The 24,044-nt window shown below is 68.0% G+C and carries 21 protein-coding genes and 2 pseudogenes; 14 read left to right on the top strand and 9 right to left on the bottom strand.

Translation table 11 applies throughout. The annotated features are described in order from the left end of the window. The first annotated feature begins 134 nt into the window (after positions 1–134). The 3 genes and pseudogenes from QP089_RS24130 to QP089_RS24120 form a co-directional block, all read left to right on the top strand. Positions 135–542, top strand: coding sequence for a YciI family protein (locus QP089_RS24130; RefSeq protein WP_285914187.1), 408 nt, complete (start codon positions 135–137; stop codon positions 540–542). 8 nt (positions 543–550) lie between these two features. Then, a complete protein-coding gene (locus QP089_RS24125) occupies positions 551–1,696 on the top strand; it encodes an RNA polymerase sigma factor (protein WP_285914516.1) in 1,146 nt (381 codons plus the stop codon). A gap of 611 nt (positions 1,697–2,307) precedes the next feature. Then, positions 2,308–2,808, top strand: a pseudogene (locus tag QP089_RS24120) (DUF4158 domain-containing protein); the annotation flags it as partial. 1,206 nt (positions 2,809–4,014) lie between these two features. Here the strand turns inward: QP089_RS24120 and QP089_RS24115 are convergent. Next, a complete protein-coding gene (locus tag QP089_RS24115; RefSeq protein ID WP_285914186.1) occupies positions 4,015–4,827 on the bottom strand; it encodes an SDR family NAD(P)-dependent oxidoreductase in 813 nt (270 codons plus the stop codon). Between the two features lie 27 nt (positions 4,828–4,854). Continuing rightward, the gene (locus QP089_RS24110; RefSeq protein WP_285914184.1) at positions 4,855–5,424 is read right to left on the bottom strand and encodes a hypothetical protein; all 570 of its coding nucleotides are present in this window, start codon (positions 5,422–5,424) and stop codon (positions 4,855–4,857) included. A gap of 75 nt (positions 5,425–5,499) precedes the next feature. Here QP089_RS24110 and QP089_RS24105 point away from each other — a divergent pair, with 75 nt between their 5' ends. Continuing rightward, complete coding sequence (locus tag QP089_RS24105) at positions 5,500–6,072, top strand: TetR/AcrR family transcriptional regulator (RefSeq protein WP_285914183.1); 573 nt, start codon at positions 5,500–5,502, stop codon at positions 6,070–6,072. A 22-nt stretch (positions 6,073–6,094) separates the two neighbouring features. Here QP089_RS24105 and QP089_RS24100 read toward each other — a convergent pair whose 3' ends face one another. Beyond that, positions 6,095–6,676 carry a recombinase family protein gene (locus QP089_RS24100; protein WP_285914182.1) on the bottom strand — a complete coding sequence of 194 codons (582 nt, stop codon included), beginning with the start codon at positions 6,674–6,676 and terminating at the stop codon, positions 6,095–6,097. 299 nt (positions 6,677–6,975) lie between these two features. On the opposite strand from QP089_RS24100, the gene QP089_RS24095 reads away from it, so the two are divergent. From QP089_RS24095 to QP089_RS24085, 3 genes are all read left to right on the top strand, one after another. Then, positions 6,976–7,227, top strand: coding sequence for a hypothetical protein (locus QP089_RS24095; RefSeq protein WP_285914181.1), 252 nt, complete (start codon positions 6,976–6,978; stop codon positions 7,225–7,227). A gap of 206 nt (positions 7,228–7,433) precedes the next feature. Beyond that, complete coding sequence (locus QP089_RS24090; RefSeq protein WP_285914180.1) at positions 7,434–8,078, top strand: recombinase family protein; 645 nt, start codon at positions 7,434–7,436, stop codon at positions 8,076–8,078. Positions 8,079–8,296: 218 nt separating this feature from the next. Beyond that, positions 8,297–8,722: a nuclear transport factor 2 family protein gene (locus QP089_RS24085; RefSeq protein ID WP_285914179.1), complete on the top strand. Its 426-nt coding sequence runs from the start codon at positions 8,297–8,299 to the stop codon at positions 8,720–8,722. A 244-nt stretch (positions 8,723–8,966) separates the two neighbouring features. Here the strand turns inward: QP089_RS24085 and QP089_RS24080 are convergent, their stop codons facing one another. Further along, the gene (locus tag QP089_RS24080; RefSeq protein ID WP_285914178.1) at positions 8,967–9,173 is read right to left on the bottom strand and encodes a hypothetical protein; all 207 of its coding nucleotides are present in this window, start codon (positions 9,171–9,173) and stop codon (positions 8,967–8,969) included. 402 nt (positions 9,174–9,575) lie between these two features. Here QP089_RS24080 and QP089_RS24075 point away from each other — a divergent pair, with 402 nt between their 5' ends. Further along, positions 9,576–10,784: a WD40 repeat domain-containing protein gene (locus tag QP089_RS24075; protein WP_285914177.1), complete on the top strand. Its 1,209-nt coding sequence runs from the start codon at positions 9,576–9,578 to the stop codon at positions 10,782–10,784. Positions 10,785–11,004: 220 nt separating this feature from the next. Here QP089_RS24075 and QP089_RS24070 read toward each other — a convergent pair whose 3' ends face one another. Further along, positions 11,005–11,421: a tetratricopeptide repeat protein gene (locus QP089_RS24070; protein ID WP_285914176.1), complete on the bottom strand. Its 417-nt coding sequence runs from the start codon at positions 11,419–11,421 to the stop codon at positions 11,005–11,007. A gap of 51 nt (positions 11,422–11,472) precedes the next feature. Here QP089_RS24070 and QP089_RS24065 point away from each other — a divergent pair, with 51 nt between their 5' ends. From QP089_RS24065 to QP089_RS24045, 5 genes are all read left to right on the top strand, one after another. Next, a complete protein-coding gene (locus tag QP089_RS24065; protein WP_285914175.1) occupies positions 11,473–11,733 on the top strand; it encodes a helix-turn-helix domain-containing protein in 261 nt (86 codons plus the stop codon). After that, the gene (locus tag QP089_RS24060; RefSeq protein WP_285914174.1) at positions 11,730–13,415 is read left to right on the top strand and encodes a tyrosine-type recombinase/integrase; all 1,686 of its coding nucleotides are present in this window, start codon (positions 11,730–11,732) and stop codon (positions 13,413–13,415) included. Before QP089_RS24065 ends, QP089_RS24060 begins: the two co-directional genes overlap by 4 nt. A gap of 791 nt (positions 13,416–14,206) precedes the next feature. Further along, positions 14,207–14,725 carry a hypothetical protein gene (locus tag QP089_RS24055; protein ID WP_285914173.1) on the top strand — a complete coding sequence of 173 codons (519 nt, stop codon included), beginning with the start codon at positions 14,207–14,209 and terminating at the stop codon, positions 14,723–14,725. A 302-nt stretch (positions 14,726–15,027) separates the two neighbouring features. Beyond that, on the top strand, positions 15,028–17,511 hold the full coding sequence (locus QP089_RS24050) for a hypothetical protein (RefSeq protein ID WP_285914172.1): 2,484 nt from the start codon (positions 15,028–15,030) through the stop codon (positions 17,509–17,511). 85 nt (positions 17,512–17,596) lie between these two features. Further along, positions 17,597–18,298, top strand: a complete 702-nt coding sequence (locus tag QP089_RS24045; RefSeq protein ID WP_285914171.1) for a hypothetical protein — start codon at positions 17,597–17,599, stop codon at positions 18,296–18,298. A 1,134-nt stretch (positions 18,299–19,432) separates the two neighbouring features. On the opposite strand, the gene QP089_RS24040 is transcribed toward QP089_RS24045, so the two are convergent. Then, positions 19,433–20,905 carry a carotenoid oxygenase family protein gene (locus QP089_RS24040; protein ID WP_285914170.1) on the bottom strand — a complete coding sequence of 491 codons (1,473 nt, stop codon included), beginning with the start codon at positions 20,903–20,905 and terminating at the stop codon, positions 19,433–19,435. An 8-nt stretch (positions 20,906–20,913) separates the two neighbouring features. Then, positions 20,914–21,351, bottom strand: a complete 438-nt coding sequence (locus QP089_RS24035; RefSeq protein WP_285914169.1) for a nitroreductase/quinone reductase family protein — start codon at positions 21,349–21,351, stop codon at positions 20,914–20,916. 105 nt (positions 21,352–21,456) lie between these two features. Between QP089_RS24035 and QP089_RS24030 the strand changes: the two genes are divergently transcribed. Then, positions 21,457–22,056: a TetR/AcrR family transcriptional regulator gene (locus QP089_RS24030; protein ID WP_285914168.1), complete on the top strand. Its 600-nt coding sequence runs from the start codon at positions 21,457–21,459 to the stop codon at positions 22,054–22,056. Positions 22,057–22,385: 329 nt separating this feature from the next. Here the strand turns inward: QP089_RS24030 and QP089_RS24025 are convergent. Continuing rightward, positions 22,386–22,892: pseudogene (locus QP089_RS24025) on the bottom strand (cytochrome P450); the annotation flags it as partial. 552 nt (positions 22,893–23,444) lie between these two features. Continuing rightward, on the bottom strand, positions 23,445–24,032 hold the full coding sequence (locus QP089_RS24020) for a TetR/AcrR family transcriptional regulator (RefSeq protein WP_285914167.1): 588 nt from the start codon (positions 24,030–24,032) through the stop codon (positions 23,445–23,447). Between the last annotated feature and the right edge of the window lie 12 nt (positions 24,033–24,044).

Genomic DNA, 24,044 nt, shown 5'->3' with positions numbered 1-24,044 from the left:
GATCGCGGGTGGCGTCAAGGGTCATCGACGGGAGCCGAAAAATTTCGGGTGGGGATGTCGAGATCCTGAGGGCGGCTTCGTCCCTGGTGTGAACGCGGCCAGAATGGGTCGCACCAGCACTGAGGAGAATCACAATGGCCAAGTATTTGCTGCTCAAGCATTACCGCGGTGCTCCGGCGGCGGTCAACGACGTGCCCATGGACCAGTGGACGCCCGAGGAGATCTCGGCGCATCTGCGGTACATGAACGATTTTGCGGCCCGGTTGGAGGAGACCGGTGAGTTCGTCGAGGGTCAGGCGCTCGCCCCTGAGGGGAGGTGGGTCCGGTACGACGGTGCGGGGCGCCCGCCGGTGACCGATGGCCCGTTCGCCGAGACCAAGGACCTCATCGCGGGCTGGATGGTGATCGACGTCGACGGCTACGAGCGTGCCGTCGAGTTGGCCGGGGAGCTGTCGGCCGCGCCCGGGGCGGGCGGGAGGCCGATCCACGAGTGGCTGGAGCTGCGCCCGTTCCTGACCGAGTCGCCCACCGTCACCGAGTGACCTCTGCGATCGAGGAGGCGCTGCTCCGGAGCCTCACGCCGAGCGTGCTGGGGATCCTCGTCCGCCGCGGAGCCGACTTCGCGGCGGGCGAGGACGCCGTGCAGGACGCGCTGGTCGAGGCCGTCCGGGTCTGGCCGGAGGACCCGCCGCGCGATCCCAAGGGGTGGCTGGTCACCGTGGCCTGGCGCAAGTTCCTCGACGCGACCCGGGCCGACGCCGCCCGCCGTCGGCGTGAGGACCTTCTGGAGGAGGAGCCGCCGCCCGGGCCCGCGCCCGAGGTGGACGACACCCTCCAGCTCTACTTCCTGTGCGCCCACCCGTCGCTGACGCCGGCGTCGGCGGTCGCGCTCACGCTGCGCGCCGTCGGCGGCCTGAGCACCCGCCAGATCGCCCAGGCCTACCTGGTGCCCGAGGCGACCATGGCGCAGCGCATCAGCCGGGCCAAGCGCACCGTCTCCGGCGTGCGGTTCGACCAGCCCGGCGACGTCGCCACCGTGCTGCGCGTGCTGTATCTGGTCTTCAACGAGGGCTACTGCGGGGACGTCGACCTGGCCGCCGAGGCGATCCGGCTCACCCGGCGGCTCGCGGCCGCGATCGACCACCCCGAGGTGGCGGGGCTGCTGGCGCTCATGCTGCTGCACCACGCCCGCCGCGCCACCCGGACCGGGCCCGACGGCAGCCTCATCCCGCTGGCCGAGCAGGACCGCACCCGGTGGGACACCGCCTCGATAGCCGAGGGTGTGCAGATCCTGCAGGCGGCCCTCGCCCGCGACCGGCTCGGCGAGTTCCAGGCCCAGGCCGCCATCGCGGCGCTCCACGCCGACGCGCCCACCGCCGAGGAGACCGACTGGGTGCAGATCGTCGAGTGGTACGACGAGCTCGCGCGCCTGACCGACAGCCCGCTGGTCCGGCTCAACCGCGCGGTGGCCGTCGGCGAGGCCGACGGACCGCGCGCCGGGCTGGCGGCGCTCGCGGCGCTGGACGACTCACTGCCCCGGTACGCCGCGGTGGCGGCCTACCTGCACGAGCGCGATGGCGACCTGGCCACGGCCGCACGGCTGTACGCCGAAGCGGCCCAGAAGGCGCCCAACCTCGCCGAGGTCGTCCACCTGACGCGCCAGGCCGCCCGCCTCAACGCCCGCCGGGGCCCCTGATTCCGGTCAGGCCGTGGTCGCCTCAGGTGAAGGGGCGGCCGGTGATGCGTTCGTAAGCTTCGACGTACTTGGCTCGGGTGCGTTCGCGCATCTGCCGGATGTGCGGGTAGGGGTGCCGGCAAGACTGGTGACACCAGGTACACGCGATTGAGTTCGCCCAGCTCAGCGAAGCCAAATCACAACAAGATCAACGCCGTTTGGGTCTCATGACACGGTTCTTACCGGCACCCCTTGTCGAGGCCCCGGCGGAACACCCTCGCTCAAACGGGCGATTCGAGGCGACCCAGCGTAGGTCCGTCGCAGCGGGCAGCGCTGTTGATCGCACCGTCATGACGGCACCCTGGCGGGCGAGAGGTTTGGAAGTCCTACGTTGGGCCAGTTTCCGGGGTCCACACGGGCAACGAGCCGCCACCGTCGGTCGTGACGTCTTCGGCATGCGGCCACTGCCCGCCTGGAAGCAGCAGGCCGACTTCGTGTTCGCCCAGGTCAGCTACAGCCTCGACGGCCCGCGAGGAGGCTGGGTGCAGGATTTAGCGGTAGGAAGCTGATCTTCGTTTCGGTTCGGTGACGGGCCGGGTCTGCCCTGGTGAGGGCCCGTACGTTCCGGGGCCATGCCCTTCGAATTTCTCTCTGATGAGCAGGTCGCCCGCTATGGCCGGTTCCCGCAGGAGCCGTCGGTGGCCGAGCTGGAGCAGTTCTTCCGGTTGGACCGGGTCGCGCTGGAGCAGGTGGACAAGCGGCGGCGGCCGTCGACGAGGCTGGGCTGGGCGGTGCAGTGGGGCACGGTGCGGATGCTCGGGGTGTTCCTGATCGAGAAGCCCACGGCGGTTCCTGCCGGGGCGGTGGGGTTCGTCGCTGAGCAGGTCGGCGTCGATCCGGCCGAGTTCGCCGAGTACGGGCGGCGTGCGCAGACGGTGTACGAGCACGCGTGGGAGATCCGCGAGCTGCTGGGTTACCGAGACTTCGCCGACGGGGAGGCCGAGCTGCGTCGCTTTGTGGCGGCGCGGGTGTGGTCGACGACCGAGGGCCCGCGGGCGCTGTTCGACCGGGCGGTGGTGCACCTGGTGAGGGAGCGGGTGTTGCTGCCGGGCATCACGGTGCTGACGCGGCTGGTAGGGGAGGTGCGGCGGGCCGAGAATGCTCGGCTGTACGGGCTGCTGGCCGAGCGGACGCCGGCCGAGACCGCCGCGGTGCTGCGGGGTCTGCTGGTGGTGCAGGAGGATCGGCGGGTGTCGGAGCTGGAGCGGTTGCGGACCTCGCCGGTGAAGGCGTCGGGGCGGGTGCTGGTGCGGGAGCTGGACCGGGTCTCAGAGATCGCCGGGTTCGGGGCGGGGCGGGTGCAGGTCGAGTCGGTGCCGGCGGTGAAGCTGGCGTCGCTGGCCCGGTACGGGATGGCGTCCAAGGCCCCGACGCTGCGGGATCTGGAGGAGCGGCGGCAGACCGCGACGCTGCTGGCCACGGTCCGGCACCTGGAGACCGCGTCGATCGACGACGCGCTGGACGTGCTGGACCTGCTGATCACCTCGAACCTGCTGGCCAAGGCGGAACGGGCGGGCAAGGCCGAGCAGTTGCGGACCCTGCCCAAGCTGCGCAGCGCCGCCCGGCATGTCGCCTCAGCGATGGAGATCTTGATGAGCGCTCCGCAGGCGACCGAGGACCGGCTGGTGTCGCTGGCGGAGGTGTGGAACGAGATCGAGCGGGTGGTGCCGCGCGAGAAGCTGTCGGCGGCGGTCGAGGTGATCGCGGCGTTCGTGCCCGCCACCGATGATGACGCGGCGGCGGCGTGGCGGGCCGAGCTGGTCAAGCGGTACCGGACAGTGCAGCAGTTCATCGAGCTGCTGCTGGAGACGATCGAGTTCCGGGCGGTGGAGGCCGGGCAGCCGGTGCTGGCGATGGTGGCCGCGGCCGCCGCGATGGCCAAGGCCCGCCGCCGCTACGACCGCGCGGACGTCGCCGCGCACGAGGACCTGGTGACGGGGTCGTGGCGGCCGCTGGTGTTCGCCAACCCCGAGCTGCCCGCGGGTCAGGTCGACAAGGCCGCGTTCACGCTGTGCGCGCTGATGCACCTGCACGCCGCGTTGCGGCGCCGGGACGTGTTCGCCGTCGGCGCCGACCGGTGGAGCGCCCCGCGCGCCCGGCTGCTGGAAGGTGCTGGCTGGGAGGCGGCGCGGCCGCGGGTGCTGGCGGCGTTGGAGCTGGAGGACGAGCCGGCGGGGCATCTGGCCGAGCTCGCCGGCTCCTTCGCCATCATGGGCCCCCGCATGCCGGGCGGTGCTTCCTCCGGCTCTGCGCGGGTCGGCGCGACGGGGGTGTGGGCCTCAGTCCTTGAAGGGGTTGAGGGCTCTGCCCAGGGTGTAGGCGAGGCGGGTGGGGAGGGGTTTCATCGCGGCGGCGGAGATCTTGTTGACGGTGCCGGGGACGCAGACCGGTTTGCCTCTGGTGACGGCGGTCCAGCCTTCGGTGACGACGTGCTCGGGCCGCTGCCAAAGGATCTTGGGGAGGCGGTCGGCCTGGCCGCGGGTGCCCATGACGTCGTGGAACTCGCTGTGGGTGAAGCCGGGGCACAGTGCGGTGACGTGGATGCCGTGGGGTTTGAGTTCCATGTCGAGGGCTTGTGAGGTGTTGAGGAGGTAGCTCTTGATGCCGGTGTAGAGGAGGCTGGCGGCGGGGGGCGCGAAGGCGGCCAGGGATGACAGGTTGACGATGCGTCCCCAGCCGGTGTCCTTCATGCCGGGCACGACGCGGTGGATCAGCTCGGTGGGCGTGCTCACCATCAGCTGGATCTGTGCGGCGAGGTCCTGCCAGGCGGTGTCGGCGAAGGCGCCGTGGCCCGACAGGCCGGCGTTGTTGATGAGCACGTCGATGCTCAGGCCCCGGGTGGTGGCGTGGTCGATGACGGCGGCCGGTGCCGTCGGGTCGGTGAGGTCGGCGGCGAACACCTCGCAGCGCACCCCGTGGCGGCCGGTGAGATCGGCGGCCAGCTTCTCCAGCCTCTCGGCTCGGCGCGCCACCAGCAGCAGCCCATAGCCGCGCTTGGCCAGCAGGCGGGCGAACGACGCACCGATTCCCGCCGACGCTCCGGTGACCAGCGCGGTGCGCGGCCCGGACCGGGCCGGGGAGGACTCTCTCATCGAGGATCCGTTTCTGTTCGAAGGAGGTCAGGCGTGGTGGCGGGGTAGTTCTCGCAGGCCCGGGACGAAGCCGGCGCGCGGCCTGCCGACGTCCTGGCGGTAGGGGGCGGTGGGACCGGTCAGCAGGAAGGGCCGGGGCACGCGGCGCTGCCGGTCGGTGAACCCCCAAGTACCCATGCCCAGGTAGACGCCAGGTGCCGCGCGCCGCACCTCGTCCACCATGTGGAGCGTCCCGCACGCGGAGTGGAACGCGCGGTAGATCAGGGTGTAGGCGGGGCGGCCGTCGTAGCGGGACGGGGCGACGAGCGTGCGCATCGGATAGCGGCCGCGCAGCCGGCCCAGACCGGAGAAGGCGTTGTAGCCGCGCCCACTGTCCCCGTCCACCGGCCGGAATCCCTTGCACGCCCAGCGCATCAGCGGATTCGACACGCATCCGTGCCCGGTCAGCACCGCGAACGCGTTCGGCTGCGCCAGGAGCCTGGCGGCGTACTCACCGTCCATCTCCTGCACCGCCGGGGCGTCCATGCCGGTGAACGCCTCCAGCAGTCCCGCGGTAGTGAGCCGGCCGAGCGCCTGCTCGGTGAAGTCCTCGGCCATGTCGGCCCCCTCCATCTTGAATGGCCCTCAAGAAGGTAGCCGGTTCTTGAGGGGCGTTCAAGATAGGGTGGGTGGATGCCGCGGAACCGACGCCCCCAGGACCGGGAGGCCAAGCGCGAACAGATCGTCGCCGCCGCCGCACAGCGGTTCACCGACGACGGCTATGAGGCCACGTCCATGGGGCAGATCGCCAGGGACGCCGACATCACCGTCAACACCGTCTACTGGTACTTCGCCGACAAGGACGCGCTGCTCGTCGCCGTCCTCGACCAGCTCCTCGCCGGGGCGCTGCAGGAGTACGCCGCCATCGCCGAACGGCCCGCGGCCGAACGCCTGCTGTGGGCCGTGGAACGCCTGCGGCGCCTGCACCGCCTCGTCAACACCGTGCACACCCGCGCCGCCGCCTCCCCGGCGATCGACACCTGGCACACCGGCTTCCACCGCCTCGCCGACAGCCTGTTCGCCGACGAACTCGCCGCGACCGGAACCGGCGGAGCCGACCTCACCGCCATGACCGCCATCGCGACCTTCGTCATCGAAGGACTCCTCACCCACCCCACCACCGACGCCGACACCCGCTCCATCATCGACACTCTGGCCCGCAGCCTCACCGCCCCCCCGGCCCCCGTACCGGAAGCGACCGCCTGACCGGGCGCAGCCGAATACGCGCTCAGCTGAGGTCCTGGCCGTGGACGATGCGGTGGATGGTGGAGCGGCCGACGCTGTATTCGGTGGCGAGGTCGGCGAGGGAGACCTCGCCCTCGGCGTAGCGGCGGCGGATCGAGCGCCGGGCGGGCGCAGGGAGTTTGGGCTGCTTGCCCTTGAGCTTGCCGTTCTTCTTCGCCAGCGCCATCCCCTCGCGGGTCCGCTGGTGCCCGATGTTCGCCTCGAACTCCGCGACCATGGCGAGGGTCTGGAGGAACAGCCGGCCGAACGGGTCGTTCCAGTCATAGACGGACGCGCCGAGGCCGAACAGGACGCCGCGGCCGGACAGGCCGGTGAGGATGTCGTTGGCTTCGGCCATGTTGCGGGCGAACCGGTCGAACTTGGTGACGGTGAACACCGACCCGTCCCAGACGGCGGCGAGGGCCTGGTCGAGTCCGTTCCGGTTGCGGCGGGTGTTGCCGGAGAAGCCGCGGTCGATGTAAATGCGTTCTTCGGGCACGCCGAGGGCGAGGAGCTGCTCGGTCTGGATGATCACGTCTTGTTCGTCGGTGGAGCAGCGCGCGTAGCCGACCCGGGTTCCGTTCACGCCCCCAAGTGTTCCGGATAGGGGGCCTTCACCGGAACAGCTCATGGAACACCTATACGGAACACCCCGACCTGGCGGGTGTTCCGGTGGAGGATCCCCTAACGGAACACCCACACCAAGATCAATCTCGGCGCTCGGCGCCGTCCGCAGAGCGACCGGCCCCTCAACCCGCCGATCAGTCCAAGAACCTCGACTCAACGCCTACCGCTAATTCCTGCACTCAGCCTCCTCGCGGGCCCGACGACCTGCTGCGCTAGCGCGAGACCATCACCATCAACGCACCCGTCTACGCCGGAGTGATGGTCCTGGCCAGCGCGACCATGGCCCGCAACCTCGCCGCCACCATCCCCGACATCACCATCCCCGACGCACTCGTCCAAGCCGTGGAAGCCGACCCCGACGCCGGCATCGCCGCCGCCTGCGACCACGTCCTGGCGATCCGCGACAGCGGCGCCTTCGACGGCGTCCACCTCGTCCCCGTCAGCCGATACCGCCAGACCGCCGCCCGCCTCGAACCCCTCCTCCACAAGCCTCCCAGGAATCCCCGATGACCTTCCAGGCCCGGATGGGCTTCACGACGGGGTGTCGGGATTGGAAGGTTTCCCGACACCCCGCCGAGCCGCCGCCCAACCCCCTGAAAAAACGGACACCGAGTGATGGAACACCGCTCAAGGTGACCGATTCTGAGTGCTGATTGACGACAGGATTTCCCGCCAGATAGAAGGGTCCTCCACCCCTCTTTCCGCGGGAGCCGCCGGTGCGGATCGTCTACTCGCGCGTGTCCACCGCGACCCAGTCGCTGCTGCGCCAGCGCCACATCCTCACCGAGGCCGGCCTCCTCGTGCGCACCGAGGGTGTCGCCGAAGGGTTCCGCCCCGCCGCCGGGGTGCTGCTGTTCGAGGACCCCGCGACGACCTCCAAGATTCCCGCGCTGGAGCGGCCCGCGTTCGCCAAAATCGCCGCCGCAGCGCACCCGGGCGACGTGCTGACGGTCTCCGAGCTGTTCCGGCTCTGCCGCGACCTGATCGACATCCACAGCGTCCGCGACTGGTGCACCGCGCGCGGCGTCGCCCTGCGCGTCCTGTCCGGGCCGCTGTCGAACTTCCACGACCTCGCCGTGAACGACCCCACCACAGCCCTGCTCATCAACGTCATCACCGCAGTCGGACAGTTCCAGCGCGACCTGCAGAACGAACTCACCGGCGAGGGCATCGCCGCGGCCGAGGCCCAAGGCCGCTACCGAGGCCGGCCACCCGCACTCAACGGCGCCCGCCGCGACGAAGTACGGACCGCGTTCCGCGATAACGGAAGCGCCATCGCGGCCCTCGCCCGCATCCACGGGGTAAGCCGAGCCGCCGTCCGGACCGCGCTGACCGACCTGCTGCCCGACCAACCCACCTGACCAGGCCCGTCACCGAACCGGCACCACGATCCTCAGCTCGTCGCTACCGACCCGCTCCGATCCTTCGCGGGCCTGCTCCGTGCTGGCTCCGCTCAGCTATATCCGCCCGAACTTTCCCGAGTACTACTGCGACCCCTGACTCAGGAGCGCTGTCCTAGGTCCAAGGGCTGAGGCGGCGACCGATCCGCTCCGGCCAGCTCGCATGCCACGCTTCGTTCATGAACGAGAGAATCGACGTGGGAGCCTGGGTCGACCGCTACCGCCGAGCCTGGGCGACCAAGGACGACGAGGGCATCGTCGACCTGTTCACACCCGATGCCGTCTACCGGTCGAACCCGCTCGCCGAGCCCCATGTCGGCCGCGCGGCCATTGCCGCGTACTGGCGGAAGGCGACCCGGACGCAGCAGGACCTCGACCTTCGGTTCGGCGCACCCGTCGTAGAGGGCGATCGCGCGACGGTGGAGTGGTGGGCGACCATGCGCGACGACGACTGGTACCCGGCCAAGGACCCGTCAGAAGGCGTGACCCTGCCGGGCTGCCTGGTCCTGACCTTCGCGCCCGACGGCCGGTGCGCCGAACTGCGCGAGTACTACAACGCGGCCTTCGGCCCGCTCAAGACCGCACCGGACGGCTGGGGCCTCTGAGTCGCTGGATCGGATCGCGGTGGAATTACCGCCGCCGCGCAGCCTCCAAAACCACCACCCGCCCCCTTCGAACCGGCGGACTCGGCCGCCCCCCCCGCGCGTCTGCGCCTCGGCCGCGGTCGGATCCATGAAACAGCCGTACGTCACCGGCTTGGTTGGGGGCGCACTCGCGAGGGCGTGGCGGTGGTCGGGTTCAGACGTTATGTCGCCCCGGACGCTGACGGCGGCAAGCACTCCGGACTGGTCAGCGGTGATTCTGGGAGGCGCGGCGACGCCTCAGCCACAAACGCAGTTCGGTGAGGGGCACGATCGCGATCATCCCGCCGACAGCGGCGCCCAGGTTGTCGGTCCACCCCCGGTCCCGGACTACCAGCATGTCCAGCCCCCACATGGTCACGAACATCAACGCATACACCCCGGCCCGGCCCCACCAGCGAAGACCAGTGAGCATCTCGCCTCCCGTCATCACCACTCGGCAGGGTGCCGCTGACATCTGCCCCGCCGACAGCGCTGACAATTCCTTTGTCAGCGGTTCGCGCGGACTTTCTGTCAGTGGTTTCCGTGTCCATCGGACTGCTTGGTCATCGGCGTGTCGAGCGTGTGGTGGTCGCAAACCTGAACACCGGCTCACTCACGAAGGTCGCGGCCGTGCTGCCCACCCAATGGGCAACCAACCATCGGAGGGAGGGGCCCCGGCAGGCTCTGGTAGGAAGCAGGCATGAAACTGCGCCGTCCGTTTCGGCAGCGTCAGCCTCCGGCACCGCCGCAACGCCCGGATCCGCGCTGCACGACCCGTCCGAGCGGCGAGCGCGAGCTGCACGGACACAGCTCGACCGCGTACCGTCTGACCACCGTGCCGACCGCCGACGGCGTGCTGCTGGCCAGCGGCGACACCAACGGTGGTGTGCTGCTGTGGGACGGCGAGACCGGCGAACCCGTTGCCGGCCCGATCACCGTCGCGCGCACCGTGGCGGACCTGGCCGCGGTGAAGCTGCGCGCAGACGACTGGGCGTTGGCGTGCTGCAGTGCCAGCTCAGTCACACTGTGGGAACCCGGACGCATCGGCCAGCAGGATTATGGGCCGCGGCGGCTCCTCGAGACCGGGGGGTCGGCGATGGCGGTCGTTCCGAGCGAGCCGCAGCTGATCGTGCTCGCGGACGCCAAGGCCGTCCGGGTGATCGACCCGGCGAGCGGGCGACAGGTGTTCGGCTTCGACCAGCCGCCGCATCGCAAGGGCCACATCGGTGACCAGGTCTTCCGGCTGGTCGGCGTCCGCTTCGACGACGAGAAGGCCGGCTTCGCCGCCGTCCGGTACGGCGGCACGCTCGAGCTGTGGGAACCTGTCGCCGACGCCTGGCGCCGACGGCATCCCCCGCTCGGCATGCTCGGCAGCGGCGTGCTGACGGCGTTCGGCACCCAGCTCGCCATCACGGCCCGCCGCGGCATCGAGGTATGGGACCTACAAACCGGTGAGCGCACCGCTCGCGGCCAGCTGGACACGCCGTTCGCGGAGCTGGCACCGGTGTCGCTCGGGCAGCAGACGGTCATCGCCGCGACGTTCCGCCAGTGGCACGAGTGCGGCGTGCAACTCTGGGACCCGCAGCGGCCGACCGCGCTCAGTGCACCGTTCAACCAGCACGGGCCGGCCTTCGGCGATCCGAGGTTCGGCAGCGCGACGATCAACGCCGTCACCGGCATAACCCACCCCGACCGACCGCCCCGAGTGGCCAGCGCGGCCAACGACGGCTACGTGCTCATCTCGGCGCCGCTCTCCGAACAGGACCTGGTCGCCGGGCAGCGTCCCGGACCGGCCCCGTCACAGCGCAGCGACGGCAACTTCGCCATGGTGCGCACGCCCCATGGCGAGATCGTCGGGCTCTGGTTCGCCAGCACTCGGGAGGTCCGCGACCACAAGTTGATTCAAACCGTCCTGTTCGCCCAGGACCTCAAGCACCTTCTCGGCGTCGAACACCGGATAGTGCCGAACACCTATGACGACCGCGGCGGTGCGTTCGTCATGTTCGGCCACCACCGTGCTCCCGGGGAGCGGGATCACACATAGCGTCGCATGAGGTGCAGTACCTCAACGACAGCGAGCTCAACCCGGACGGCACCGTCACAGGCAGCGCCGAATACTGACATCAATTGTTGAGCGCGGAGAGAATGTCAGATGTTCCGGCGGATCATTTGTCTGTACTGAACGACCCCGTAGGGGCTCCCCCGGGAGGGAGAGGCCCCCGAGAGTGTCCGGCTGTCCGGGGGCCTTGAGAGGCGAACAAGGGCTACTGCTCTTTTGGGGCAGCGTCGGCGCGCAGCGTCTCCTCCACGATCTGCCGCGCGATGGCTTCGCTGTGCTCATCGCCGACCGCGGCGAAGATCTCCACAGCCTCTCGCCCTGCAGCGAGTGCCTCCTCGAACCGCCGCACCTGCTGCAGCGCGCTCCCCAGGTTGTTCAGCGCGGTGCCTTCGCGGTGTCGGTCGCCGGTCTCGCGGTAGATTGCGGCGGCGTCTTGGTGGGCGGTGATGGCGTCATCGAACCGCCGCACCTGCTGCAGCGCGCTCCCCAGGTTGTTCAGCGCGGTGCCTTCGCGGTGTCGGTCGCCGGCCGCGCGGAAGATCGCGGCGGCGTCCTGGTGGGCGGTGATGGCCTCGTCGAACCGCCGCACCTCCTGCAGGGTGATCCCCCATGACAACACCACCCGCCATCCCGCGCGGCCGCGTACGCGGCGTCGCCCAACAGGGGGTGCGTGGTGAAGGGGTTGACCGCGGCGGAGATCCGTTCGCTGCCCGCCACCATCGACCTGGTCACCGCGGGACGGATCGTCGGAGTCGGACGCACCAAGGCCTACCAGCTCGCCCGCTCAGGACGATTTCCCTGCCGGGTGCTGCGGATCGGGCGCAACTACAGGGTGTGCGCCGCCGACCTGATCGCCGTCCTCGGCCTCGCCTGCGACAACAGCGACGACCAGCACTCATGCGGGCAGCAGGCCCCACGAGAAGAGGCTGAATGACCGCCAAAGGAAGCACCTTCAAGACCTGCGGCTGCCGTGATGAGCACGGCAAGAAGTACGGCAAGGACTGCCCGAAACTACGGCGCAGCAACGGGCGCTGGAGCAGCACCCACGGCTCCTGGAAGTACCAGCTCGAGCTCCCGCCCACAGCCGCGGGGACGCGGCGCGCTCCGCTGCGCCGCGCGGGCTTCGCCAGCCAGGACGCCGCCCAGGACCAGATGGACAAGGCCAAGGAACTGCTGGCCATCGCCGGGGACGATCTGCTGGTCCAGATCCAGATCGCCGACCTGATCGTCGCCACGCTCCAAAAGACCCGAGTGCTCCCTGAGCCCGAACAGGTCCGCAAGAAGATCCGCACCGGTCAGGACCTGGGCCGCTCCATCACCGTAGGGGAGTACCTGGAGGAATGGCTGGCCGGACGCAAGGGCCTGCGCGAGGGAACCCGACGCAGCTACGCCAGCCACATCCGCCTCTACCTGGCGCCCATCCTGGGACCGATCATGCTGGACCGGCTCCGCGTCGGCCACGTCGACGCGGCGTTCGAGGCGATCGACGAACTGAACGAACGCATCGCCCAGGCGCGCGAGTCCGGCGACCTGAAGTTGCGCGCCATGGTCAAGGGGCGGCGGGTGGTCGGCCCGGCGACCAAGCAACGCATCCGCGCGACGCTGCGGTCCGCACTCAACAAGGCGATCCAGCAGCGCCTCATCGAGGTCAACGTCGCCGCCTTGGTCGAACTCCCGTCCGGCAAACCGCCCAAGGCGCTGGTGTGGACCGACGAACGCATCACCGCCTGGGAGAACGACTTCGCCACCCACATCGAGAAGATGAACGCCCGCCGCAAACACATGTCCAAGCTCGAGCCGCACAAGCGGATCGGGGAGAAGATCAACCGGCTGGACGCCTACGTCGGCGCCCCGCGCCCGTCCCCGGTCATGGTGTGGACCCCGGCACTCACCAAGAGACTCCTCGCTCGGGCACGCGGGCACCGGCTCTACGCCCAGTACCACCTGATCGCCTTCCGCGGTCTGCGCCGGGGCGAGTCCTGCGGCCTGCGGTGGGTCGACCTCGACCTGAACAACGCAACCGCCGCGATCCGGTGGCAGATCACCCAGATCGGAGCCGAGACCTTCGAGGGCAAACCCAAGACCGATGCCGGAGAGGCCACCATCAGCCTCGACACCGCCACCATCAAGGAACTACGCGCCCACCGTGCCCGGCAGAACGCCGAACGCCTCGCAGCCGGCGACGCCTGGACCGAAACCGGCTTCGTGTTCACCACACCGACCGGGGAACCGGTCAACCCGGCCGACGTCACCGAGCAGTTCGAGCAACTGGCCATGGAAGCCGGACTACCGCCGATCCGGCTGCACGACCTGCGGCACGGCGCCGCGACCTTCCTGCTCGCCGCTGGATACGACATGAAGGTCGTCCAAGAGACACTGCGCCTGTCGTCGATCACCATCGCCGCCGACACCTACACCAGCCTGCTCCCGCAACTGGCCCGGCAATCAGCAGAGGACGCCGCCGCCGTCATCCTGAGCGCCGACCACCCCAAACGAGGCCGCAAGACGGTCACCGCCATGCCCGGCCACACACGCCCAGCCGCCGAGCCCAGTAGAAAGGGCGCCAGCGCACTCGGAGACCGCCATCGGAACACCGTCACCAGTGGTGGAAGCTAGGGTCGGTCACCAGGGAGCCTCGGTCATCCGAAGTAGCACTTCAACACCGTGGCGCAAGCCGCCTGGCGAGTGCCGTCGCGCGGGAACCGGCGACGGCACTCGCCATTGATCCACATCGGCGGCAAGCGCGCCCTCCGACGCTTCCGGGACCTACAAGCAGGCCTGGGAGCGCCCGAGTCCTCGCGACGCCCCCTAGTCCCCGGTCGTGGTGTTCACCCGAGTGCGGTTGCCACGCCGGGATCTTCCGCGTCCGATGGCCATCTCCGGACCCGGCTCAGCAGATCATGGCAGCCTCTGCAAGCCGCTGACCTCGTGCACGCCCCACTGGCTTCTGGAAGAGGCGCTCATTCAGCGTCGTTGGGAACTCGGCCGGCCATTGCTGACTGAGCGCAATTCGTCACCCACTGTAACTGTCGATGATTGTGTCGACGCCTCGATCGGACGCGCTGTCTCTCTCAGTTGGCACGCTGCCCGAGGCTCCGATTCTAGCCCCGCGGCAGATTGCAGGTGGCGGTCGCGCTTCCCAAATCCTCGTGGATCTAAGAAACAGGCACCTCGCCTCCGAAATGTCACCGTCCGGCAGTTCTTCGGTGAGTGAACGAAGGCGATGTCCGCTAACGTCCCTCCGATACCCTTGACGGCAGGGTTATTGGAGAAAAGAAAAGAACATGACTATCTTGTCAAGTGTCATGTCCGATTTCGGTCAGTGGCGTCCAATGGCGGTCGTATCAGTCAAGGATGAGAGGTTAGTCTCGGAGACTGCGGATCTCCGCTTCCGTTGGATGGGGAACATGGACCCGGTACTTCTGATGGGGACGCCGTTCTTGACGGCTGCCTTTGAATTTCTGTTTCGGCGTGGCGAGAAGCTCATTGATCGACGGGGTCCACAGGATGATGAGCTCACGCTTGACCCTGGCGATCTGACTGCAATTAAGGGCCAGCTTCGGCCGTTGAGAGTTGATGAGGCCGAACTGATAGCGGTGCGGCCTGATCTGGAAAGGATCGTTGGAGCTCTGTCATCATTCCAACGCAATCCCTCACGCATCGACAGTGAAGGGGAGCAGCTTCAGTATCTGCTCGGAGAATTACGCGAAAGCCTTGAGTGGATTTACGGGCAGCGCATCACGTTCGAAGGCGAGCAACGCGAGGCCTCGGGCGCTCTTGTGCGGGGGCGCTTCGGCACGGTGGCCGGAGAAGTGACAGGAATTTCCGCCAAGCGAGTTCGGGGAAATCCACGTGTCGACTACGACGTCGAAGAAGTCACTAGAGACGGGAAGGTCACCGGGATTCGGACAGAGGACCTGCGCTAATGCAGCACAATCCATCGCCAGGGCACCAACAGACACCTCAGCCTACCGGGGCGCCTCGTCTTGGAAGCGGTCCCATCGGAGATGAGGGATCGTCTGCCGGTGTTCCTGCCTTCAGTGAGGCACTTCCGGCTGCAGATCCGCCGACCGGAGCGTCGGCTGACTGGGTGCATGACCCCAGCCCCACCGAGACTGAGGAGGTCGGGACTCAGCGTGTTGAGTCTTATTACTCCCCTCCAAATAATCAGGTGCCGGCTTCTGCGGAGTCGTTGAGCCCAACGCGCTCAGCAATGTCGCCTCCGGCGATGTCCGCAGACAATGGTCGGCCAGCGCCTCCGCCGGGTGAGCCGGTCACGGCGCCCGCGTCGGCTCTGGCGGCCGATGTCGTTGGTAGTGACAACTCCATCGGCGACGCGGCTTCTCAGGGAATCGACGATGATTATCTCGCTCCTGCCGGAAGCGACGTCTCCGAGTCGGACCGGCCCGAGGACGCTGAGCCTGCCCGGTCGGCGCGGCCCGAGGTGATGCTGCGCGTCGGGACCAACCATGGGATAGCGGTCGGCTTTCAGCTCGCGATCTATAAGGAAGTAATCGCCCCGCATCTGCTGCATCCTGACCAAGTGCGGAATGATGCGCGAGCATATGTGGCATCGCCCGAGATCGAAGAGATGGCGGCGGCGTTGCAGCAGGGACGAAAAAATCTCGCCGTGATCGTGGCGGACGAGGATCACGGCCGGCATCTGGCCGCGATGTACCTGCTGAACCATCTGCCCAGGCGCAAACTACATGAATACAACGGGCCGCTGGACGACAGCTTCCTCGTCCAAGAGCTGGCATCGTCCGAGCCGACCGCCTGGCTGCTGGACTGTACCGGCGACGATGCCAGCCTGCCGCCGAGTTTTGGCCGCGCGCTGGTCGGGCTGTCGGAACAACTCGCAGCAAGCCAGTCTGCGGTCATCGTGATCTTGGGTGTGGCAACTGCCGGCCGCGTGCTGGGCACCATCGAAGGGGTCAAGGTTCAGCTTCCCTCGCCGGATCCGCAGGAGATACTGGCCCGTCGGCTGAGTATCCATGCTCAACGGGACTGGTGCCTTCGAGCCGCCACCTGGACGACCCGAGTAAGCGAGGAAAACCTGCTCGCCGGTTCCAAGCCATCCGATGCCGTGGACCTGGCAGGCAAGATCGCCGACACAGAGGAACTGTGGAGCAGGGCTGATGATAACGCCCGTTTGCAACAGATCAACACTTACCGACAACAGCATGTGATGCCATCGAATGGCGCGTCGAACACGCGCGCGCTTTCTGCCGGGTCGCCGACCCACCAGAAAGCTCCTGCCGCGGTAGGCTCCCTCGTCGAGGTGTCCTCGGAACTGGTCGAGGAACTTCTGGTCTGGACAGTCTCCGGAGCACACAAGAACTGGGAGTTCTTTCTACAGCAGTGGCAGGTCGCTCACCCTGATGTTGATGAGCGAGTGTTCCAGCTCGTCACCGCGGCACTGAACGGAGGTCCTCCGGACCGAATTTTTGAGGCTTGCGCCAAGTTGGCTGATATGCTTGGCAACAAGAATTCCATCGCCAAAGGCGTGGGTGGTAAGGGCGTCTTTGAGCTCATCAAGGCCGTGGAAGCTGAATACGACAAAGACGGCACCATTTACTTCGTTCGGCCGGGGTTTGCCGACGCAGTGCTCGACTTTTTCTGGCACGATCGGCCGCATCTGCAGGGCCAACTCCTCGACTGGCTGAATGATCTGGTGCGATCCTCTGATTCCGCCGATCCACTGACCCCCGTGGTGATCAACCGTATCGCCCGGTACGTTATGCGCTGGACAAGAAGAAAGGGCAATTTCACAGTAGCGGCGCACGTCTTGCGTGGTTGGGCCAAGGAAAAAGGCTTGGAGCCCTTTGCTGATCAGCTTCTCACGACCATGGCCTTGGACCCGGGACTGGCCAAATCCACGCACAGGCTCATGCGTGAGTGGTCAAAGGGCGGGACTCGCAAGGGTGTTAACGAAGCGCCCGCTGAACTGCAGCACGTTGTCGCACGCGTCTGCGGAGGGCAGTTCGGGCACTATCATCCCGGTCTGGCCGTGAGGCGTCTTATGTATCTCGTGGATTCAGGCACCGTTAATTACCAGGTGATCGTCCAGGCGATTGAGCAACTCTGGAACAGTTCCAAGACCAGGGCCGAGCTGCTGCATATCTTTTCTTCCTGGGCAAAAGACAGCCGGGCGGATCGAAGGCGCCTCAGTGCCGGGACCTTCATCGCCGTCGCCGCGTTGCGCACCGGCTCCACCAATTTGGCCGCGGTCCTCGAGGACGCGCGTGACGACCGCCAACATGACATCGTCGACCAGCTGATCACGTGCTGGTCCGTGGTGCTCGACTGCGCTCCCGACGACGGTTCGGTCGATGCTCGCACCATCGAGGCCATAGACGCTTGGGTCGTCTCCGCCGCTCACGATGCCGACATTCGCCGGATCGTGGTTCATGTGCTGGTCAGTGCCGTCGCCACGATGACGACCGACGCCGGCTCGGGCTCGAGTAGGGCGGCAATGTCGCTCAACCGGCCGCGGCTTGTACGCATGAGCCTTTTGCTGGGGGCCTGGGCGGCGCAGGCTCCTGCTGGCCCCTGGTCATCCGATATGCGGTCAGTCCACAAGGAGTTGCTTGACAGCCTTAGATCATCCGATCCCTGGGATGACACACATGCTGGCCTCGGCGGACACCACTTGAGTCCCGTAGAACCGGCTGGTGCAGAAGGTTCCCATGAGCCGTGGAGTGATCGCTGACTGAACGCAGCAGTCGAGATGGTGAGTTGTGATCGCTGACAGACTCCGGCGACGGGTGCCACATCATGGCGAGTACTCTTGGCAGTTGGCCAGCAAGTTGCCTGGGCTCTTTTTTGCTACAAAAGTGACGCTTGCGTGGCGCGCGCGAGTGCATGTTTCCCCGGAGGCCAGTGGCCTGCTGGCTCTGGCGCGCGCTCACGATGCGGCCGAGACGATATCGCGGCGCTTCTCTCTCTCGCAATTCCAGGATGCGCAGAACTGTATCAATGCCGATCTGCTCACCCTCACCGGGACAACCGCCAACGGCGTGCGTATCGATGAGGCCTCCGTCCGGATTGAACTGGACGAACGTATCCAGCGCACCGCTCGGATCCGTGAAACACAGGTCCACGCGCCTGGTGTCGCGGACCAGCAGTCGAGCATGACAGTCGAGGCGATCATAGAGTTTCGCGACGAGGTCCTCGCCGACCCGGCCACTGCATTGACGTTCTGGTTCCTGCATCACCATGACAAACTCGCGCCGAAGACGACGGACCTGGCTGACTTCGTGGAACATCTTGCCGAGTTTGACAGCAGGTCCGCATGGATCACCGTCGCTCGGCTAATCCAAACCTTCGTCGAGGATCTCCCTCACGATCTGAGAGTCGACCTCCTGAAGAACATTCACAAGATCATGACATCCTATGATCGCACTGACCTAGCGCGTCAGGTCGTTTTCCCTGACAGCCAGAATTCGGCCCATACGCCCGGCCGAACGCAGGCGAACGGTGCCAGCGAGGTCCCCTAGAGGGCCGATTCAGCCACCCGGCGGACCTCACGCACGCGGCTGGTATGCCGGCGGGACCTGTACGGTTGCGGCTGGGTTATCCGAGAGCCCGGCAAGGTCATCGCGCAGGTCGTCATGGGCGAGGATCGTGACCTACCCACGCGCGCACCTGGTCGTGCTGGTCGACGGCGCCCAGCTCCAACTCGACCTCATCCTCGCCGAAGCGCCATCGAAGGCGAGCATCCACATCGTCATGAGCCTCATCCACGTCCTGGCAAGGTCTAGGCTGAGGGGCGGGAGTTGTGTCAGCCCGGCGACCCCGCCGCAGAGGGTTGGGTCGCCGCTTGTGCCCTGACCCTACTGGCAGGACATACCGACCAGGTCATCGCCACCCTCAGTGCCGAGGCCGCGGGCTTCCCGCACGTCCACCGTGGACAGTTGGACACGACCGTCCGCTACCTCAGTGGCCGCGCCACGTTCATACATGACGACCGGGTCCTGCAGGTCAGGCTGTCGATCGCCTTCGGCGTCATCGAAGGCGCCGTCCACCACCGTGGCCGACGGGCTCGACATCAGTGGCCTGCTGGGCTTGGCGGGAACCTGGGCTGCTATGACGGTCAGGGGGCGGGTAGATGTTCGCCCCCCGAACCTGCGGGAGCGCGGGCCCGGATCGAGCCGCCGAGCAGCCATCGAGCAGCCACGGGGACGAAGTGGGGCAGGCCGGGCGGGGGACATACAGGGGCGTTCTCGCGTTTTCCCTGGTCAGGGGTGGTGGGTCGCGTGGGACTCGAACCCACAACCTACGGATCAAAAGTCCGGAGCTCCGCCCGTCCTGGTCACGTCAGCGGCGTTCGCCGGCTTCAGGACGGTGCGGGGACAGGTGGGACGAGGCCTGGACTCCACGAGCTAATTATCAACGGCCCCCGCGCCCACATGCGGAGGCTGGCACTGCCCCAGCTGAACTTCTGCCCGTGTGACCTGGGAGCCAGTTTCGGGAGCCAACGCCGTCAAGGTTCTTCCGACTCACCGCGACTTAGCCAGGTCGTTTCTGCAGGTCAGAGGCTCCCAGTTCGGCTTCGTCGGCATCTCCGGTTAGTCCCTCGACCAGTCCGCACGCCTCGTCGAGGGCACCGGCGTGGTCGGGTCCTCTTCCTGTCAGCGTCGGGTGGGGATCCAGTTGCCGTGGAATCCGTAGGGGACGCGGTAGGGGAGATGGACGGATGCGACGGTTTCGAGGGTGGCCGCGTCCAGCAGGGTCAGGTCGCTGGTGTCGCGGTCCTCGTCGTGGGTGAAGCCGATGAGGACACCGTCGTCCTCGGCGGAGTCGTCGCTGTTGGGCACGAAGCTGAACTCGCCGCAGCGGACCCGCGGTCCGAGGATCCGCTCGCTGGTGGTGCCGGTACGGAAGTCGCGGCGGATGACGGCGTCGTGGTCGCGGGCGGGGTCGAGGAGGTTGTTGACGGTATACGCGTAGCGGTAGTGGCGGCCGAGCCGTCGGTCGTCGGTCCTGGGGAGCTCCTGGGACAGGTCGTCGAGGTCGGTTTCGGTGACACCGCCGGTCATGAGGTCGAAGGTCCAGCGGCACACGGTGTGCGGGGGCCGGGTGCCGGAGACGTCGGGATTGCCCGCATAGCCGGTGGTGGCGTGCCGGACGACGTCGCAGACCACGGTGTTGACGTCGTCGTAGGCGTTGATGGTGTGGAACACGTAGCAGGGGTCGACCTCGAACCAGCGCACCGTGCCGTTGTCGCCGTCGCGGGGCATGATGCCGACGCGGGCCGGGTGATCGGCGTCCCATCGATAAGCCGCGGGGAAGTACTCCCGCGGGTTGCGGGGCGCCATCAGGGCGGTCAGCGGATGGGGCAGGCGGACGCGGCCGAGCGCCACGGAGAGCGCCAGCCGGGCGGGCCAGGGCACCCAGCCCGGTACGACGTGGTCGACCACGGCCCTGGTGTCGACCACCGCCGGCAGGTCGTAGATCAGTACGTGCCGGGCGGTGAGCCCCATGTCGTGGATCAGCGGATGGCCGTTGACCCTGACGGGTACGATCCGTCGCGCCCGGCCGTCGGTGCCGATCACCGAGTAGAGCACCGTGCTGCCTCCGGTGAGGTGCCAGGACACCGCGTGCATCTCTCCGGTGACCGGGTCGATCTTGGGATGTCCGGTGTAGCCGCCGCCGAGCGTGCCGCCGAAGTCGCAGGGGCCGACGGCGTCGAGTTCGTCGGTGACTTCGTAGGCCGCGAATCCGCCTTCCATCAGCGCCAGCGTGCGGTCGGCGTGCCCGAACACGTGGGTGTTGGCCGCCACCATCGTGAACCCGGCGTTGTAGCGGGGCGGGTGCGGCCGCTCCCCGAGCGCGCCGGCAATGGCGGGCGTGCGGATCCACCGGTTGCGGTACCACTCCGCGCGGCCGTCGCGCAGCCGGACGCCGTGCACCATGCCGTCCCCGTTGATCCACGAATAGGTCGCGGGGTCGATCTCGGCGACCGGGTTGGTGCCGTTGCGGACGTAGCGCCCGTCGAGGTGGGCAGGGATCCGGCCGGTCACCGGCAGGGTGGTCAGCGTCCGCTCATCGCGCACCGGCCGGTAGTTCCCCAGCGCGAACGGCGTCTGTGGCGTGGTCGTCATGACGTCCTCTACCTCGTTTCCGATCGGCCGCGCGCCAGGAGTACGACCGGGATGGGCCGTCTGGTCAGCTGCTGATAGCGCGAGTAGCGTCCCTTGTTGATGGCGTCGCAGCGGGCGAGCAACGCGCTGTAGGCGCCCGTTCCCGGCCGCACGACCTGCGCGGTGGCACTGAGACGGCACCGCCCGATCCGGACGCCGACCTGCGGGTCGGCGGTGAGGTTGAGCAGCCAGGCAGGCGCCGCGTCCCGTCCGCCGTTGGAGCCGACGACGGCGAGTTCGTCGCCCACCCGCGCGTAGATCAGCGCGCGGGTGCGCCGCCGTCCGGTACGCCGCCCCGTGGTCGTCAGCAGCAGCGTCGGCACCCCGAGCAGGCGATGGCCGACCCACCCTCGGCTGAGTCGGTAGAGCGACTGGTGGACGCGCAGCACCAGTTGGTAAAGCGTCATCCCGCACCCTTCGTTCGTGAGCCGACGTCCGGATCCTCAATGTAGACAACGTCTACAAAGTAGTCAATGTCTACATTGCCGTCCGTCGGCTAGGCTAGGCCCGCCATGAGCCAGCCCCGTCAGCGCTACCATCACGGCGACCTGCGCGCGGCCGTGCTCTGCCGGGCGGAGGAGATCCTGCGGGAGCACGGCGCCGACCAGCTGTCGCTGCGCCAGATCGCACGCGACGTCGGCGTCAGCCACGGCGCGCCCAGCCGCCACTTCCGCGACAAGCAGGCGCTTCTGGACGCGCTGGCCGTCACCGGATTCGACCGGCTCGCGGCGGAGTTCCAGCACGCCGTCACCGCCGAAACGGCATTTGATGCCCGGCTGCACGCACTCGCGCACGCGTACCTGCGGTTCGCCATGGAGAACCCGGCGCTGCTCGCGCTGATGTTCACCCGCAAGCACGGTTCGGCCTCGGGCGCGGAGATCACCGAGGCCGTGCTCCGAGCGTTCGAAGTCCCGCACGCCGTGATCGTCCAGGCTCAGCAGCGCGGGGAGCTCGTCGCCGGCGACCCCCAGCGCATCGGAATGGCCGTTATCGCGTCACTCCAGGGACTGGCCGGCCTCGTCGGCGCCGGCTTCGCGGCCTCCGAGACTGCCGACGGCCTCCTCGACGAAACGATCCACCACCTGCTCCACGGCCTCCGCCCGCGCCCCTAACTCGAAGCGCGCACACCCGGCGGCCACCACCCGGCTGACCAAGCCCCGATCGCCACCACGACGGGCAAATAGAGCGCTTCCATAACACGCGTCGCCGTGAGCTCTTGGACGGGCACGGCCCGTTCGCCTCGCTCGCCGCGCAGTCGAGGTCCCGACGGATTCATCGTGGTTTGGCGGGCTGGAGCGCGGGTCTGACCGTGACGGGAAGGGAGCGGAGTCCGCGTAGTACGGGGCTGCCGGTGCGGTCCGGGGCACCGGCGGGGGCCAGGTGGGGCAGGCGCCGGGCGAGGGTTTCCAAGGCGATACGGGTTTCCAGGGCGGGCGAGTGCATGACCGATGCAGAAGTGGATGCCCGAGCCGAAGGCGACGTGGTCGCCCGCGGTGCGGTCCAGCCGGAAGGCGTCGGGGTCGCCCCAGTGGCGCGGGTCTCGGTTGGCCGAGCCGACCAGCGGTAGGACACGTGAGCCTTCGGGGACCGCGGTCTCGCCGATGACGACGTCGGTGGTGGCGACGCGCAGCAGCCCCTGGGCCGGCCCGTCATAGCGCAGGGCCTCCTCCACCGCGGCCCGGGCCAACTGCGGGTCGTCGCCGATCTGCCGCCACAGGTCGGGGCGGTCGAACAGGGCGAGCATCGCGTTGGAGATCAGGTTGGTGGTGGTCTCGTTCCCCGCGACCAGCAGCAGAACGCAAAAGTTGATCAATTCGGCGAGGGTGAGGGCGTCGCCGTCCTCGTCCCGGGTGATCAGGAGACTGATCAGGTCGTCGCCCGGCCGGTGCCGCCTGGCTCGCACGGTCCGCAGGAAGAACCAGGAGATCTCGATCGCGCTCCTGGCCATCCTGATCCTGCTGCCGCCGGTGAGCAGCCCGTTGACCAGATCGTCCGACCAGCGCTTGAAGTCGTCGTGCCGGTCGGCGGGGATGGCCATCATCTCGGCGATGACGATGGTCGGCAGCGGCGAGGCCAGATCGCGTACGAGGTCGCCGTCGAGGTCGTCCACGAGCCGTTCGGTGATCTGCCTGACACGCGGTTCCAATGCGGCGATCCGGCGCGGGGTGAATGCCTTGGCCACCTTGCGGCGCAGCTGCGTGTGCTGCGGGCGGGTCGCTGGTCAGCACCGTCCGTACCGGCGGAAGCGACTCCAGCAGCCGCGCCAGCGGACCCGACGGCTTCATCGCCGGGTTGAACGGGTTGTCCTCGAAGCTCGCGGAGTTGCCGAGGTCGGAGGAGAAGCGTTTCGTGTCGCGCAGCACGGCCACGACGTTGTCGTGCCGGCTGACCAACCACAGATCGGGAGCGGACAGGTGGTGGACCGGCGCCACGTCGCGAAGCCAGGCGTAGGCGGGGTAGGGGTTGGCGATGAAGTCGGGGCCGTTCAGGTCCAGGGGCGTCATGGCGATGCTCCGATCGCGGTCATCAGCGTGGAAACCCATTGCCTTACGTAGCGGTCGTCGTCCATCCCGAAGGGCCGGTGGCCGTGGAGGTTGGTGACGACCCAGTAGTTCTCGATCGCGCCGAGCCAGATCGTGGTGATGGCCTCGAAGTCAGGGCCCTCCTGGGGCGCCTTGCCCGCCAGCCATTCGGCGAGGAACTCGTGCGAGCGGGCGAACAGGCGCTTGCGGGCCTCCACCATCACCGCGGGGAACTGCTCGCTCTCTTTCCCCATCACCCGGATGAGGTCCCGCCAGCTGTTCATCAGCAGCAGCGAGCCGCGGGCGACCAGCGTCAGCTCGGCCTCCAGGTTGCCCAGGGGCAGCATCGGCGCGAGCGCGAAACCCCTCTCGGCGGCCTCGATCGCGCGCTCGACCGCGGCGGCCATCACCTGCTCTTTGGAACCGAAATGCGTGTACAGGGAACCCGAGTGCGGTGACAGCCCGGCCGCCTCCTCGATCGCGGCTATGGACGTCCCGGCATACCCCCGCTCCGCGAACAGCCGCAGCGCCTCGTCCAGGATCCGGGTCCGCGTCCCATCGGCCACCGGCTTCTCCAA

It is taken from the genome of Actinomadura opuntiae, from assembly GCF_030283205.1.
Lineage (GTDB): Bacteria > Actinomycetota > Actinomycetes > Streptosporangiales > Streptosporangiaceae > Spirillospora.
This window is presented reverse-complemented; position numbering and strand designations above follow the sequence as displayed.

Bases quoted from the DNA above. Each gene is read 5' to 3' on its own strand.
- QP089_RS24130 (WP_285914187.1), top strand. From the start codon at position 135: ATGGCCAAGTATTTGCTGCTCAAGCATTACCGCGGTGCTCCGGCGGCG.
- QP089_RS24115 (WP_285914186.1), bottom strand. From the start codon at position 4,827: ATGAGAGAGTCCTCCCCGGCCCGGTCCGGGCCGCGCACCGCGCTGGTC.
- QP089_RS24110 (WP_285914184.1), bottom strand. From the start codon at position 5,424: ATGGCCGAGGACTTCACCGAGCAGGCGCTCGGCCGGCTCACTACCGCG.
- QP089_RS24105 (WP_285914183.1), top strand. From the start codon at position 5,500: ATGCCGCGGAACCGACGCCCCCAGGACCGGGAGGCCAAGCGCGAACAG.
- QP089_RS24095 (WP_285914181.1), top strand. From the start codon at position 6,976: ATGGTCCTGGCCAGCGCGACCATGGCCCGCAACCTCGCCGCCACCATC.
- QP089_RS24085 (WP_285914179.1), top strand. From the start codon at position 8,297: ATGAACGAGAGAATCGACGTGGGAGCCTGGGTCGACCGCTACCGCCGA.
- QP089_RS24080 (WP_285914178.1), bottom strand. From the start codon at position 9,173: ATGCTCACTGGTCTTCGCTGGTGGGGCCGGGCCGGGGTGTATGCGTTG.
- QP089_RS24060 (WP_285914174.1), top strand. From the start codon at position 11,730: ATGACCGCCAAAGGAAGCACCTTCAAGACCTGCGGCTGCCGTGATGAG.
- QP089_RS24055 (WP_285914173.1), top strand. From the start codon at position 14,207: ATGGACCCGGTACTTCTGATGGGGACGCCGTTCTTGACGGCTGCCTTT.
- QP089_RS24050 (WP_285914172.1), top strand. From the start codon at position 15,028: ATGTCCGCAGACAATGGTCGGCCAGCGCCTCCGCCGGGTGAGCCGGTC.
- QP089_RS24040 (WP_285914170.1), bottom strand. From the start codon at position 20,905: ATGACGACCACGCCACAGACGCCGTTCGCGCTGGGGAACTACCGGCCG.
- QP089_RS24035 (WP_285914169.1), bottom strand. From the start codon at position 21,351: ATGACGCTTTACCAACTGGTGCTGCGCGTCCACCAGTCGCTCTACCGA.
- QP089_RS24030 (WP_285914168.1), top strand. From the start codon at position 21,457: ATGAGCCAGCCCCGTCAGCGCTACCATCACGGCGACCTGCGCGCGGCC.